At 42.0% G+C, this 15,400-nt stretch carries 11 protein-coding genes; 5 read left to right on the plus strand and 6 right to left on the minus strand.

What is annotated here, in order from left to right:
* Positions 1–18 precede the first annotated feature (18 nt).
* Both MTO98_RS07030 and MTO98_RS07035 read left to right on the plus strand, forming a co-directional pair.
* Complete coding sequence (locus MTO98_RS07030) at positions 19–4,578, plus strand: DUF3320 domain-containing protein (RefSeq protein WP_243485894.1); 4,560 nt, start codon at positions 19–21, stop codon at positions 4,576–4,578.
* Positions 4,579–4,854: 276 nt separating this feature from the next.
* Positions 4,855–5,628, plus strand: coding sequence for a hypothetical protein (locus MTO98_RS07035; protein ID WP_243485895.1), 774 nt, complete (start codon positions 4,855–4,857; stop codon positions 5,626–5,628).
* 150 nt (positions 5,629–5,778) lie between these two features.
* On the opposite strand, the gene MTO98_RS07040 is transcribed toward MTO98_RS07035, so the two are convergent.
* On the minus strand, positions 5,779–6,312 hold the full coding sequence (locus MTO98_RS07040; RefSeq protein WP_243485896.1) for a hypothetical protein: 534 nt from the start codon (positions 6,310–6,312) through the stop codon (positions 5,779–5,781).
* 68 nt (positions 6,313–6,380) lie between these two features.
* Between MTO98_RS07040 and MTO98_RS07045 the strand changes: the two genes are divergently transcribed.
* Genes MTO98_RS07045 through MTO98_RS07055 form a run of 3 tightly spaced genes read left to right on the plus strand, consistent with a single transcriptional unit; the run spans position 6,381 to position 9,095 of the window.
* On the plus strand, positions 6,381–7,616 hold the full coding sequence (locus MTO98_RS07045; RefSeq protein WP_243485897.1) for a hypothetical protein: 1,236 nt from the start codon (positions 6,381–6,383) through the stop codon (positions 7,614–7,616).
* On the plus strand, positions 7,613–8,440 hold the full coding sequence (locus tag MTO98_RS07050; RefSeq protein ID WP_243485898.1) for a hypothetical protein: 828 nt from the start codon (positions 7,613–7,615) through the stop codon (positions 8,438–8,440). Before MTO98_RS07045 ends, MTO98_RS07050 begins: the two co-directional genes overlap by 4 nt.
* Positions 8,433–9,095, plus strand: a complete 663-nt coding sequence (locus MTO98_RS07055; protein WP_243485899.1) for a hypothetical protein — start codon at positions 8,433–8,435, stop codon at positions 9,093–9,095. The genes MTO98_RS07050 and MTO98_RS07055 overlap by 8 nt, the downstream gene beginning before the upstream one ends.
* Before the next feature lie 148 nt (positions 9,096–9,243).
* Here the strand turns inward: MTO98_RS07055 and MTO98_RS07060 are convergent, their stop codons facing one another.
* The 5 genes from MTO98_RS07060 to MTO98_RS07080 all read right to left on the minus strand — a co-directional run bounded on the left by MTO98_RS07060 (position 9,244) and on the right by MTO98_RS07080 (position 15,380).
* Positions 9,244–9,744 (minus strand): hypothetical protein, encoded by a 501-nt coding sequence (locus MTO98_RS07060; RefSeq protein ID WP_243485900.1) that lies wholly within the window; start codon positions 9,742–9,744, stop codon positions 9,244–9,246.
* 97 nt (positions 9,745–9,841) lie between these two features.
* Positions 9,842–10,225: a hypothetical protein gene (locus tag MTO98_RS07065; protein WP_243485901.1), complete on the minus strand. Its 384-nt coding sequence runs from the start codon at positions 10,223–10,225 to the stop codon at positions 9,842–9,844.
* A gap of 404 nt (positions 10,226–10,629) precedes the next feature.
* A protein-coding gene (locus tag MTO98_RS07070) for an IS3 family transposase (protein WP_371825378.1) occupies positions 10,630–11,882 on the minus strand; the annotation gives its coding sequence in 2 pieces (ribosomal slippage) (positions 10,630–11,540 and positions 11,540–11,882; 1,254 coding nt in all).
* Between the two features lie 400 nt (positions 11,883–12,282).
* On the minus strand, positions 12,283–13,686 hold the full coding sequence (locus MTO98_RS07075) for an alpha-L-fucosidase (protein WP_243485902.1): 1,404 nt from the start codon (positions 13,684–13,686) through the stop codon (positions 12,283–12,285).
* A gap of 71 nt (positions 13,687–13,757) precedes the next feature.
* Positions 13,758–15,380, minus strand: coding sequence for a RagB/SusD family nutrient uptake outer membrane protein (locus tag MTO98_RS07080; protein WP_243485903.1), 1,623 nt, complete (start codon positions 15,378–15,380; stop codon positions 13,758–13,760).
* Positions 15,381–15,400: the final 20 nt, after the last annotated feature.

Raw genomic sequence — 15,400 nt, forward strand, 5'->3', positions numbered from 1 at the left:
TTTTGTTAGCTTTGGATTATGCAGGAAACTATACAGTCCCGGTTAGAGTCTTCAAGAAAAGAACTGCTGGACCTGGGGCTTAGAAACCCATTACTTAATTACAAGATAACAAAAGGTAAAGGTGTACATATTGTTGACGAAAAAGCGGAATTCATTTATGATATCCTGGTAAGGCAACAAAAGGCTATGACCTTTTTGGCGCTAAAAGAGGGTGACAGTTTCCCCGTAGGGGAAGCAAAATACCAGGATACTAAATTGCAAACAGACGAGGACGAGCAAAAACTGCAAAGCCGTTTGTTGAATACCTATTATTTTGCCCGTACCAGTATCGAGGAACAGGGGGTTAACCTCCTGTATATTGCATTGGGGATGCTGCGCTGGTACGATGCTGCAGATACCGAGACACTGCGTTCTGCACCATTGGTACTGGTACCTGTAAGTTTAGAACGTTCCAGTGCGCAGGAAAGGTTCAGGCTGAGGTATACGGGGAGTGAGATAGGTGCTAACCTGTCCCTGCAGGCAAAAATGAAGAGCGACTTTAACCTTACCATCCCGGATATGCCGGAAACGGAAGAATTTGTTTTTGGTGATTATATCAAAGATGTAAAGTCTCACATTGCCAAACAAATCAACTGGTCAATTGATACCGATGCGGTGGAACTGGGGTTCTTCTCTTTTGGGAAATTTTTGATATATAATGATTTGGATACCGACAATTGGCCGGCCGCAATAAAACCGGAAGTTCATCCAAATGTATCTGCCCTTCTGGAAAATGGTTTTCATGAAGATGTTCTGGAAGAAGAACACGATTTAGATGCAGACACGAAAGCCAACGATCTGTTTCGTGTTGTAGATGCCGACAGTTCGCAGCTTATGGCGATGCTGGCGGTACAGGATGGCGGAAACCTGGTTATACAGGGCCCGCCGGGAACGGGCAAATCGCAAACGATAACTAATATCATTGCCAATGCCGTTGGGCAGGGCAAAAAAGTTTTGTTTGTTGCCGAAAAGATGGCAGCGCTTGATGTGGTTAAACGTCGTTTAGATCATATCGACCTTGGAATGGCCTGCCTGGAACTTCACAGCCATAAAACCAATAAGCGCGACGTATTGCAGGAGATAAGACGGGTAATGGAACTGGGGAAACCCCAAACTGCAAAACTTGAACTGGAGATACAGATGCTCGAGATTTACCGGGCAGAGTTAAATGATTATTGCCGGGTGATTAATCACCAGATTGCAGGAAGCGGTTTAAGCGCACAGCAGGTGATGGGCTTTTTGATACAGATTGACGAAAAAGCCAAAAAAGGGAACCTCGTTAACCTGCCGATTGAAAATATCAGCAGCTGGAATGAGGAAAAGATGAGGCTTGCGGAAGAGTGGGCCGACCGTATCCAGGCAAGGATAAAGGACATTGGTGCACCAAGCGATCTGGTTTTTTACCATAGCAAACTAATGCTGGTATTACCACACGACAAAGGAACAATTTTACAGCGGATGGAAGCCGCACTTCGTGCCGTATCTGAATATTTGGTGTTGTTAAAAGATATTCACGAAAAAACAGGTTTTCCTTTGCCTGCAAATGCAACAGCGTTACCAGAACTGGAACGTTTGTTAAACGTGGCTATGCGGGCACCTGATCTGAGCGCGTTAAATATAGATGACCCAACCTGGCAAACAAAAGCCGAAGATATCAGAGAACTGATTGCAACCGGCGAAGAACTGGAAAGCTTATACCGAAATTATAAAGATACATTCGTAGCGGAAGCGTGGTCGCAGGATATCCTGGAGATCAGGCGCAATATTGTTACCTACGGAGATAAATGGTACCGTAACTTAAATGGAGGGTACCGCAATAGTAAGCAACAATTAGCAGCCTTGCTTAAGATAACCCTACCTGCTGAAGCCAGTGAAAAGCTGAAACTGGTAGATGCCATCTCCGAGGCACGGAGGTTGGAAAACACGCTTAAGCAGTACGATACCTTTGCACTGAATTTATTTGGCGGCCGGTGGCTAAAACAGCGGTCCGACTGGCGGTCGTTACAGGCTGCAGCAATTTATCTTGCCGAAATAAAAGATCCCGTTTTATTAAGTTATCTATTAAAACATGAAGCCACATCCGTAGCGGCCGGCTACCTGTCTGCAGTGCAAAACGAGGCGAGGATGGTAAATGAGCTGAACAGCCAGGCATTAAAAGCTTTGGAGATCGATGCTTTTCCAACTGCATATACAGAGCAGGAAAATATATGGAAACATTGGATCGGGCATTTTGCAGAATTGCAACTGGCTATTGACTGGAACCAACTGTGCGCACAGGCCGATAAAGAGGGATTTGCATTCCTGGCGCAGGCGGCCGTTTCCTGGCAGGAAGCTAAGGATCTGTTAAAGATAAGTTTGCAAAAAACATGGTATGAATACCTGGTTGGGGAGGCTTTTAGAAAAAGCCCGGAAATATCAAGGTTTGAGCGGGCAAGCCATGAGGAGGTTATCGCCAAATTTAAAAAGCTGGACCAGGTAAATTTATATTACAACCGCGCAAGGGTAGCCCTTAAACATTGGGAAGAGTTACCTAAAGGAAGCGCCGGTGGGCAGGTGAATATCCTGAAAACCGAATTTAATAAAAAAGCCAGGCATATGCCTATCCGTAAGCTGGTAGAAGAGGCTGGTAAGGCCATGCAGGCCATTAAACCGGTATGGATGATGAGCCCCATGTCGATAGCTAATTTCCTGCCACCGGGGGCTATTGATTTTGACCTGGTGATATTTGATGAGGCCAGCCAGGTACGTCCGGTGGATGCCATTGGTGCCATTGCCCGCGGGAAACAGCTGGTGGTAGTAGGGGATACCCGCCAGTTGCCGCCAACCAGCTTTTTTGATAAGCTGAACACCGATATTGAAGAAGAAGAGAATGTAACAGCAGATATGCAAAGTATTTTAGGTATGTGTGATGGGCAGGGTGCGCCCACGCGGATGCTGAAATGGCATTACCGTAGTCAGCATGAATCGCTTATTACACTATCTAATCGTGAATTTTATGAAGATAAGCTGGTGATTTTCCCCAGCCCGGGCTCAAGACAAAACTTGGGTTTGCGCTTTCATCATTTGCCCGATGCTGTTTATGACAGGGGCAAAACAAGAATGAATTTGCTGGAGGCGCAGACGGTAGCTAAGGCTGTTATTGAACATGCTGCAAAATATCCGGTACAGAGTCTTGGCGTTGTGGCTTTTAGCACAGCTCAGGCTCAGGCAATACAAGCAGCGCTGGAAATTGAGCGTAAGGCCAGTCCTGCTACAGAAAGCTTTTTTAACGGCAAGCCCGAAGAGCCTTTTTTTATCAAAAACCTGGAGAATGTTCAGGGTGACGAACGGGATGTGGTAATGATCAGCATTGGTTATGGTCGTACAGAAGACGGTAAGGTACCCATGAATTTTGGTCCGCTAAACAATGAAGGCGGAGAGCGCAGGTTGAATGTACTGATCACCCGTGCTAAAATGCGATGCGAAGTATTCACCAATATTACCTCGGAAGATATCAAAGTAAACGATTCGTCGCGTTTCGGTATAAGGGCGCTAAAAAGCTTCTTGTATTTTGCACAGTACGCCAAATTTGAAAAACCAGATACAATAGTGTCCCCGGAGATAAGGCCATTTGAGGAAGAGGTTGCAATGCAGCTCACCAAAGCCGGGCATATTGTTCGCAGTAAGGTAGGTTCGCCTGGCTTCTACCTGGATCTGGCTATTGTCGACCCTGAAAACCCCGGCCGTTATATAATTGGGCTGATATTCGATGGTAAATCCTATGACAGTGCTGCATCTGCTACTGACCGAGATCGTCTGCGTTCGCAGGTACTGGAGCTTTTTGGCTGGAAACTATATCACGTTTGGAGTGTTGATTGGTACCGAAATCCGGCCCGCGAATTGGCGCGGCTGTTAACTGCGATTGAGCAGGCAAAGCAAGTGGCCGTGACCATAGATAGAGAAAATGAAGCCTGGCAGCAAGAGGTAAGCAGGGAGCAGGTTACGGATACTGTGCCTACTCCTGAATATAGATTGGCTGATATTCATATCGAACATATTCGTGCAGAATTCCAACTATATACTTTCGAAGAGCTCGGAAATTGGATAGCTGAAGTTGTGCAAACAGAAAGTCCGGTACATTTTGATGAGGTAGCTAAACGAATTGCTGATGCAGCAGGAATAGCTAAAGTAGGTTCTCGCATCCGCTATACATTGACACAAGCTTTGGAGCGGGCTAAAAATGAACATAAAGTGATTGCCCGGGGAGAATTTTTATGGACGCCGGAAATGCAGTCAGCTATCGTGCGCGACCGAAGTAAATTGCCGGCGGCGTACCGGAAACTAACTTTAGTTTCGCCCGAAGAAATTTACGAAGCTATCAGGCAAGTGGTTGAAGATGCCATCATGATTACCGAACAGGAAGCCATCCCTTTAATTGCTAAATTATTAGGATTTTTAAGGGTAACAGATGAAATAAGGCAGCAACTTTCAGAAGCTATAGGTAAAACAATACAGGACGGGATACTAACCTTTGAGGGAATTAACTTAAAAACTGCTTAAGAAAAATTAGGTTATTTGATGGTTTACCAACCAATGCCCGTGCGTGGAAAATTATTGGGAATGAAGTATTGGTGCCATAAACAACAATGGGGTATAGCTGTTGTATAACAATTATATGCAACAACTACGCTCCTTTGAATTTAAACAGTCACCATTATTTTTGACGATGATCACATCAATTTTAATTACGATAACAAAACCATCAGCTACCTAAAAAGCGAATTAAGAGGCTTTTATAGTTTCAACCACTTCCGGGATGCGACAAGTACGGTATCCATGTGTTTTGAGTTTAACGATGGTAAAAAGATCGACCTTTCGGATTACCTGGCAACCGGTAAGTTTATCCGGGAAAAAAATGAGCAGTTAAAGCAATTTTTAACCATGGCCGAACGTGAACTCGGCTTTTCGGCTATCAGTATCAACAAAACCCGCAAGTTCGGTAAGATCGGCTCAACCTGGTTTGCCAAGGCAGTTATACTAATCCTGTTACCAGCGCTTGGCTTCGCGCAAGGTGTGCCAAAAGCTTATGAAGCATTCTCTTACAAGGGTATCTTAAATGGGCATTCCGTACAACTCAGTTTAGCTGATGGCTACATAGGTGCCAGTTATATTATATCGAAAAATATCAAATTTCAACCGGAAAGCAATTCACCCGACGAACAGCATCACCTGAAATTTATCACCAATAAAAACAATAGCTATTTCATTTTGAACAATATGCAGGAAGCCTATGGTAACAGGCCCGGCACAATTACCGGTAAATATTACATTAATAACAAAGCGGTCACGATAAAATTAAATGCTCGGAAACTGTTTAAAAATGCAAAATATTCATTGTCGGTGGTTTCAACCAATATCGGGCTAAATCCCTCTTATCGCTACATCAACAGCAATGAAGATTTCTTTTATGTAGAGACGCATAATTGTGTCTCCCTTAGGACAAGCCTCCTTGCAGGCTATTTCGCCACTGTAAATTGCATGCGGGAGACGCAATTATGCGTCTCTACATTTAAAAACAATCGTTTTTACAGCTTCTCAGAAGTTGTTTAAATTCTATTAGAAAGTTTTTTGTAGAGACGCATTACATGCGTCTCCCGGTGGACAAGCCGATTCAAAAGACTTCTAATCCCGTCGGAAATTGCACACGGGAGACGCATGTGATGCGTCTCTACATTTAAAAACAATCGTTTAAACAGCTTCTCAGAAAAAATGGAGTGTACTTAATATCCGCTTATAGTCCGCTTCATCCAATGCTATACCGCCGGTCGTGAGCACCAGGGTGATCTTTCCATTGGACAGATACAATTGCTCGCAGCCATCAACCACCGTTGTCTCCTGTGGAACCTTCTTATCCAGGCTTACTCGGCAGGAGTGTACTTCATGCAAAGCCACGAACCCGGCACCTTTAACCCGATCAACCTTTTTATCTTCGCCCATTGGCGGACTATAGAAATATTCCGCGCCGTCCTTATGAAAAATACTCGCCGCCGAATCCAGTCCCATTTCCTTAACCTCTAACAGGAATACATAATCATACCCCTCATAAGCAGCTTTAGCAGGCTTGGTGACCGGCACACAGGTATAATTGAATCCGTCGCCCGCCGCGTTGACCTTCCATTCGGGCGCGATCTCAAAAGAAAAATGCCAGCGGTTATTCCGGTAAATATTTTTCCCGGGTTGTGCCGATATGCTTAAAGCTCCGGAAAACAGTATTAACAAAAGCAAAGGTTTCATAGCTATGAAACGGTTGGAACGGCTGATTGTTCAAACTAAACTAATCCCCGAGCGTTAAAGATTGATATATGAGGAAACGCACCATTTACATTTTGGGAGGGATCATTATTCTCATTTCGGTACTGGTTTGTACACTATCTGATTTTTCAATTCAAAATGTATTACCTAAAACAGCGCTGCCTGATCAGTTTAAAAATTACCCTGAAATAGACCAAGCTGCGATTTTATTATATAGTTCTGCCAATGAGACCAGTCTGGATGATTTTCCACCCTTGTTTAATGCGAAGAACAGTACTGTTATCCTCAGTAAACAAAATAAGGATCAGTCGAAAACCTATTTAAAGCTGGATGCAGACGGAAACCTGACCGATTCGCTAACTTATACAGATGATTATCCGACAGATTGGGCTGGTTACCTGGTATCGCCTAAAAGTTATTGCAGTTGGATAATAAATGGCGATAAACAACTCAGCAAATTTGAGGATCGGAACAAGGATCTTAAAGAAGACAGTACTGCGCTCAACCGGCATTTCAAACAACTGTATCAAAGCTCGGCAGCGGTTTTCTATTTTCACTACGATAAACTTGACGACCGCCGCTTGGATAGTCTTTTAATTGATAAAGTCATCTTCCTGCAACAGGGCCGTTGGATTGCCCTGTTTGGTAAAAACCTCAGCGATAACCAAACAGCCTATCCCATTAAAGGGAACGGGGTACTGACCGAATTAAAAAACCAGGCGGGTAAATCAGTCCAGGTAACTTATTTTCATAAAGAGCATTTTGAAAAGGGGAGCGGCCCGTCACCCGGTAGTCCCACCGGGCTTTCCAGCCCGGATAAATGGACCGGCACAGGATATTTTAAGCTCGTTTTTCAAAAAGATAGCCTGCATTTTAAACAGGAGATGACTGAGTTTAACGGTAAACTGCATACGTATATGCCATTTTATTATTTCACTAATCCGCAGCTTCATTTCGCCTTGTTCACAAACAATAATAATGATCTATACCTCATTAAAAACAGGATTAATTTTAATACTTATGATCTGACGAAACGTAAGGACAGTGTTTACATATTCACCAGGATAAACGAAAAACCGTTAACACTCATTTTAACAGGAAAAAAATACGACAAACTAATAACTGATCTCAGCGACCTGAGGAAGTTAAACAGGCAGGTAGCAACGCCACTGGACAGCAGCCTCACGGTTACCGCTAAAACCACGATTTACAAAGGTAAAGCCGCTATTATTGATCCGAAAGAAATTTACATCGGCGCAGATGCTCAAATAGAAACGAAGCCATGATCAGAATAAATCTATTACTTTGCCTGCTTTTTAGTGCTGTTGTGTCCTTCGCGCAAAAGGAGACTGTTCGCGGTTTTCTTATCACCAGTACAGGTTACCAGGATACCAGCCGCACTTTATATGTTAGCAAAGGCGTAAACCAGCTTTCTGCTTACACTGTCGAAAATAATAAAGCCACCGAAGCTGCCAGTTACCGGCTTAGCAAAAGCAGCAATGACTTTGCCCTTTATTGCAAAAGTGACCAGTCATCAGATACCCTGAAACTTGCTTTTCAGGATCAAGCACATGCGGTGATAGTTAATAGTACCGACCGCTATGTCCTGTTTCCGGCATTTTATAAAAGATTTAAGCATCCTTCTATTTTGGATATTTTGGATTTGTTGTCGGACGGGGTCAAAGAATATCCAATTAATGGCGCGCTGCTTTTCCAGGCTTTTTCGCCGCAAACGGGCCGGCATATTCAAAAAGCGACCGTCGTTACGCAGCGCAGCCAGGCAGATCTGCAAGATACCTGGATCTGCAAGTATTTCTATAACAAGACTAATCAACTCGATTCTGTGAGTGCCGCTGATAGGGAAGAAGTACGCTATTATAAAAAGATCCACTATAAAGGTGCTGCCATTCAATCAGAGAAAACTTATCTGAATATTGAAAGCAGGCAGGTTAACCACAGAACAATAGTTTTTAAATACCCCTTTGTGATCAAAATGCATGAAAACGTATTGGAAATTGGGAAGAACCGGGAGACAATAAGCAATGTTACTATAACAAAAAGTACACTACCGCTTACAAAGCTGTTTAAATTGATCAATAAATATGATTAAAAACCTATCACTACTACTCATTTGCACGCTGCTACTGGCGTGTAACGAAAAACAAAGGGTTGATCTGGCTCAACTAACTTTTACGGAAAAAGCCTCCGATGTTATCAATTACGATGACAGGTATGCCGGCGGCGTCAACAATGTAGATGCACCATATTCATTTGCTTTGCAGGCATCACACTCCAGTTCATTTTCATTTAACGGCTTAAAGATTGATAGTGCAGAAATTATTTTTCAGTTGCGCTCCGACAAGATCAGGACAGATACTTCCCTGTACCAGGGAACAGCTACTGTGAACCAGGAACATGTAGCGAATGCACCGGAACTCAGGAAATTGTATGTTAAATTTCAATCCGACAGCGTAATTTATGCTTACCGTTTAGGCCTCAAAACTAAAACGCTGCAGTCGGCAGTACTTAAAGAACTGATTAAGTTATACGGCCCCGGTACCAAAAATCCCAATACAGATAACGGACTTTACTGGAATGTAAAAGCCAGGCACTTGTTTGTTTTTTACGCGCCAGATTATCACTGGCTAATAGTTGCTAACAATACGCATTTATATAAGAACTGCTTTTGGGATTCCTCTACCGGGAATATTGACTTTGGCGGCTGTGATATCAAAGCCTATCAAAAGTTTCTGACCGCTAAGTAGCAATGCAGTCATTTAATAAACGTTATGCGTTCTTAAAGCATAAAACCGCTTCACATAGCTGAGCAGGCTTTTCCCTTTTAAAAAAATAAAAGCCGGTGATCTGTCGCCAAACATCGCACCGGCTTTTTAAATAGATCCTTTAAATAAGCTACTGTATAAGATAAAAAATATCCGCATACTTAGCTACGGTACCAGAATCCTTTACAGCTTCTTCGTTGCCGATTATTAGCTTGTCTACCGCGTACTTCCCCTGGTTGAGCTGCAGGTGCAGTTCCTGCGCTTCCTTATCGCCAAGCTTTAAGTAAATAATATCAGCAGGTGTTTTTTGCAAAAAGCCCAGATTACCCAGGTTTAAAAAATTGAAATTAAATTTTTCATTGCCATAAGAAAACCCTGGTCGTATTGCAAAGTCAATTGGGATCACGTTGCTTTTCTCGTCTTTCCGGTATACGGTAATTTTGTCTTTTGCGTATGCTCCTGCCGTCTTATCGTTTAAAAGGTCGTCGCCTGTAGTGTTTTTTATAACTAAATTCAGTTCTGGCACTCTTACCGGAGAACATGCACAAAGGCCGCCTCCACCAACATTTTCTTTTTTGCAGCAAACACTTACTATAAACAACAGCAATGAGATGATAAAGAATTTTTTCATGATACCCGATTTTGGTTTAAAGGTTATCATACTGATACGCGAAAAAGAAATAGAACGATACATCACCTATTGCTAAATTGTAGCTGTTGTGCTAAACTTAGTTTTTAGGATAATGGAGTATCAGCGAGGTTCCGTTCGCTATTGTTAGATCTCCGGCATCCGCTTTCGCATTGTTATCATCGATCTGGTAATGATAAACCTCTTTAGCTCCGTTCGGACTGATTGTAATAAGCAGGTGGTCGCCCGTAGCAATTGTGGTTTTGTATGAATAGCTTGTACCTGAATTGGTAACCGATTCCAGCACCTGAGCATCCTCTGCACTTGTGCCGCTTTTTTGCAGGCTGATAACTGTTTTATAGCCATTTGCGTTTGTAGTAAAAGTTAGCGCGTGGCTGGTAACCGGATTCACTTTTTCTTTTTTCCCACAGGCCGACGCCGTTAAAATCAGCGCAATCAGTAATTTGTTGATGTTTTTCTTCATTTGATGTATGACATTTTTATACAGAAAGCAATTTGCTTTCCGGGGCGGCAAAAGTATTTAAAAAGATTTCATAAAAGGATAAATAATTAATTCCGGATAAGGATTGTTCAATAAGTGTGTAAGACATCACGGAATTTCACATAATTATCTATCCGCCGAGTTCAAATTAAGGTGTTGATTACGTTACGATTTATTAGTTATGGTACCTGTGCCGCACCAAGCCTGGGCGAGCTTTATAATTATAAAGCTATACCGGATATCAATATACCTTGATCTGTTAATAAAGTGTGCCGGAAGTATACCATTTACCAATTGTAAATAAGCAAACAAGAAAAAAAAAGCAAATTGAAGCCTATGACAAAGACAACAATTTAGTGAGTCGTCCTAAAATAGGTTGACAGAAATTAATGATTTAAAGATAGTCCTTGTTGGTCGATACCAGCAAGGATTTTTTGTTGATGTACAAATTGTGGTGTTTGATAATTTAAAGCCAAATGAGGCCTTCGACAGTTATAAAGTTTAATAGCTTCTGCAATCATTACCCTTGCCTGCTGTATATCTGCTGGTTTAACCACCAGGAACTCGTTTTTAATAATGCCGTTGATGCGTTCTGCCAAAGCATTCTGATAGCAATCATATCCATCCGTCATAGATGGGGTAATCTGATGTTTGGCCAACAACTGCTGATATTGTGCTGAGCAATATTGCAAACCTCTATCCGAATGATGTATCAATGGCGCTTTGATCTGCTCATGTCTGACAGCCATTTGCATGGCAGCAGCCACACCATCTGTGTGCAAGCTATGATGCAGATGATATCCTACGATCTTTCTTGAATAAGCATCAGTGATCAAGCTAAGATATGCGGTCTCTGCTTTAGTGTCGATATAAGTAATATCGCTTACCCATACTTCGTTAGGCCTCGTTGCCGCTTTCCTGTGTTTAAGTAAGTTAGGATACTTATGTAACCAGTGCTTGGAGTTCGTCGTTTTATGATAAGAGTGCTTTGGTTTGATCAGCATATGTTCCGAACGCAGAAAATCGAATAAAGCATCTCTGCCTATCTTTATTCCCTTGCTTCTGATCTGTTTACCTAAACGATGATAAAGCTTACGCGTACCCAACCTGGGCAAATGGATTCGTTCTTTAATCACATCCGCTTTTACCTGGCTAAGTTCTTTTAAACGCTTTTCTATGCGCTGCTGCTTTTGATAATAGCCCTGACGGCTGATCCCAAACAACCTGCAAGCCTTTGACAGGCTCACTATTCCTTTGGCTTTGAGCCTTTGGATTGCTTGGGCAAAGACTTTTTTGGCAATGCAACACCGTGCTCTTGCTGCAGGATATCGAACATGGTCTTGTAGATCAGGTTCTTGTCCTGTTCATCTTTTAATGCTGCTTCTAATTGTTTGATCCGCTGTTCCGGACTAAGTTCCCGATCGTTTTCCAAGGTGTACTGTTTGGGTAATGTCCAATCTAAGGTACCATGTTTCCTTAACCAAACCAATACCGTACTCCTTCCCTGGATCCCGTAATGTTTTTGAGCCTTTTTATAGGTCAGTTCGCCTTTTTCAACCTGCTGCACGACCTGCAACTTAAAGGCAAGGCTGTAATCGCGCTGACTGCGCCTACTTACATTCTTTGTTCGTTTTTCCATATAAGTCAACTTGAGTGTCAACTTATTTCAGGACGCGACACAGCCCACAAAAAAGCCCCTTAGATAAATCTAAGAGGCTTTACAAAACGTGATCCCATTTGGATTCGAACCAAAGACCTACAGATTAGAAATCTTTAGGTTATGTTGAAAAAATCGTCGTATCAATTTTACAGTGAGCAATTTACAAAGAAAAAAAACATTGTCAAAATTTTCTGTGCCATATTTGTACCACTCTGGGAAAACTTATAATATCATTAGATTTTTAAAGTCAATTTATCACAATTCCCTTCAATGTCTTTATAGATGGAATATGTTACCTGCATTTAGTTGAGCAGAATCATTTAGCGCTGCGAAAAAAAGACTAAAACTTTGATATAAATTCTTATTTGCTTGTTAAACATTAACGGGGTTCGTTATATATACCAAATTCGGCTATCGATGGAGGTGTATCGTAGGTTTCAATTTGCATTCGCACTTTATCTCCTTTTATTGCATCAAAGCGATGTAGTTTTACACGTTCTGGTTTTTCACCGTCAAATAGGGTATTCCATTTATTATTGGCAAAATATTCAAGCTTATATTTCTTTATGTTTGATTTGTGCTCAAAAATGGCGATCTCGTTGAAAGTTTGGGGCGATCTAAAATCAATTTCATACCAGGGATTTTTCACTTCTGGATTTGATTGCCATGAAGAACCAAAATCGTCGTCGTTTGCGAAATCCATAATATTCATATCATCGCTCCAGCTTGAATTAGCGGGCTGATGTTTTGCCAAATTAGTAGCAATAATCGGTGCGCCAGCGGCTTTAAAGTTCGCCTTGGTTCCGTCACTGTGCCAAAGTTTTCCAATTTCTTTTAATGCAGCCACCGCATTGTCGTCAAACAAGCCGTCGCGGTTTGGCGCAACATTAAGAATGAAATTACAATTAGCTTTATTAAGAGGTTCAATTGTTTCCTCAACCAATTTTGCCGGGTTTTTCACATCAGTCGACGGGAAATTTGTCTTCCAAAACCATGAAGATTGTAACGGCAGACATGCCAGCGACGGCATTTGGTTAATGTCCTTTGACATTCGCTGACCAGCGCCCATTTCATAGGTTTTGATGTCTGTATAATAAAGACCATCCTTAGGATATTTAGCGCCATTAAGGTCCATTAAGATACAGTTAGGCTGAAGGGTCTTGATCAATTTGTAAATCTGTTCAAACGGTACATCATCATAAGATATGCGTGACCAAGGGGCATCCCAACCGTCAATAATCAGCGCTTCAATCGGGCCATAATTAGTCAATAGTTCAGTCAATTGTTTTTTTACCATCTCAATATGTTTTGGCTGAATTTCGTTAGGGCGTAACTTATGATGCGTGTCAAGGATCGAGTAGTACAGCATAACTTTTAGTCCATTTGCCCGGAATGCGTTGACAAACTGACGCACCACATCTTTTTTATAAGGGCTGTGCATTACATTATAGTCCGTGGTTTTGGTATCCCAGATACAGAAACCGCTATGATGTTTCGTAGTAAGACAGCCATAGGTCATATTTGCCGATTTTGCCGCTTTCGCCCATTGGTCAGCATCTAATTTTGTAGGGTTAAACGCTGCCGGTGAAGCCTCAGGATCAGGCCAGTCCTGGTTAAAGTAAGTGGGTATGTTGAAATGGATGAACATGCCGAATTTGAGGTCGACAAACTTTTGCTGCAATTCGCCAAGTGGCAATTTGGATGTTTCCTGGGCAAAAGCTTTTATCACTAATAAGTGAAGAAGTAAAAACAGACTCGCTTTTAAAGCAGATTTAAATTTCATGTTGAGGGTAATTTATAGGACAAAGAGATAGTAAATAAAAGGGCAGCAAAGTTTGCTGCCCCTCTGATAGATTATTTCCATAAAGGATTTTGGGTCAGTATACCCTTAGATGCGTCTATGGCTAATTGAGGAATCGGCCATACATAAAACTTGGCATTATTAAAGAAGCGTTGCTCAATAACCGTTTTCGGATATTTATTGATATGGCCATTTGCAGTGCTAATGTTAGTGATACCGTCGGTGGCATCAACTGTGTAAATTGCTCCTTGCATTACCTGTTCTCCAATTTTCCATCGTAAAACATCGAAGTAACGTAAACCTTCTCCCGCAAGCTCAATTCTGCGTTCGTGACGGATAAATGTCCGCATATTAGTCTGGTTAATTGCTAATGCGTTCGTAGTAAATGTCTGTGCGATTGTTGGCATTCCAGCTCTTGAACGAATTTGGTCAAGTGCAGCGATAACGTCGGCTGTAGGGCCACCTACCTCATTTTGTGCTTCTGCATAATTCAGTAGGATCTCTGCGTAATGGAACGCTTTCCAATTATTGACGCCTGAGCGTACATAGTCATAACGGTCAACATTTTTGCACCAGGAATAACCAGAACGAGAGCCAAGGTCACCGCCAATACGGTCGCCCTGATTATTGAATGGGTCGTATTGGTTGATATTAGGAAAATATGGATACTTATAAATATCCCCAGGACATAAGATAGTTTGTCTTAAACGAGGATCGCGATTATTGTAGGGATCAGTGGCAACATATCCTGGATCTTTAGTATAGGGATAAAAGCCATTCTTGCTTTCGTAGTCATTAACTAGTTCTGATGTAGGGTCAAGAATATTCCGGCCGTTCATTAATGCCTGTGATCCTAATATATCCCGCAAACTGTTTTGATGTACAGAAAGGGTATAACCAAATGACCAGATATCCTCTGATGAATAGTCACCATCTTTCTGAAAGAAATCGAAATAGCTGGGATAGAGTTTATAAATCCCCAGATCCATAACCGATTTTGCCGCAGCCGCTGCATTAGCGTAATCTCCCGCATATAAGTAGATACGGGATTTCAAGGCAAGTGCTGCTCCCTTTGTTGCACGTCCCTGATCTGCTCCAGTATAGCTTAACGGTAAATCGGTCGCAGCTTCATCTAACCACTGCAATTCGGCCTTCATGATGTCTGCTTTGGGACTTTTGGGAATGTCAGCCTTGGTCGGATCTGTTATTAGATTAGTGACCAATGGAATGTCGCCATATAGCGTAGTCATTATAAAATACCGATAGGCCAGTACAAACTTAACTTCTGCTGTCAGACGTTTTTTTAATCCAGGGTCCATATCAGGGACTTTATCCACGTTTGTAAAAAAACTATAAGCCTGACGCATGGGTTCATAACTCCATTCTTTACTACTAATAGTGGGATCTTGTGTGCTGTTACCAAAGCGACGAGTTGTAGGGTCATTACTAATTCCATTGTCGCTCATTCCTTCATAATACACAAAATTATCCTGTGGCATGTAGGTATACATCCTTGTTGCAAACATAGTTGCGTCGGTTGCCGACTGCCAATATGTTTCGTCGGTTATCTGATTAAGAGGATGCTGATCAAGCAGCCCCTTTTTACACCCTGCTATAGCTAAAACAGCAGCGATGGCTATTACTATTGTTGATATCTTATATCTTAAATTTTTCATGATCTTATCTTCAAAAATTA

Origin of the sequence: Mucilaginibacter sp. SMC90 (assembly GCF_022811725.1) — a bacterium.
Taxonomy (GTDB): domain Bacteria; phylum Bacteroidota; class Bacteroidia; order Sphingobacteriales; family Sphingobacteriaceae; genus Mucilaginibacter.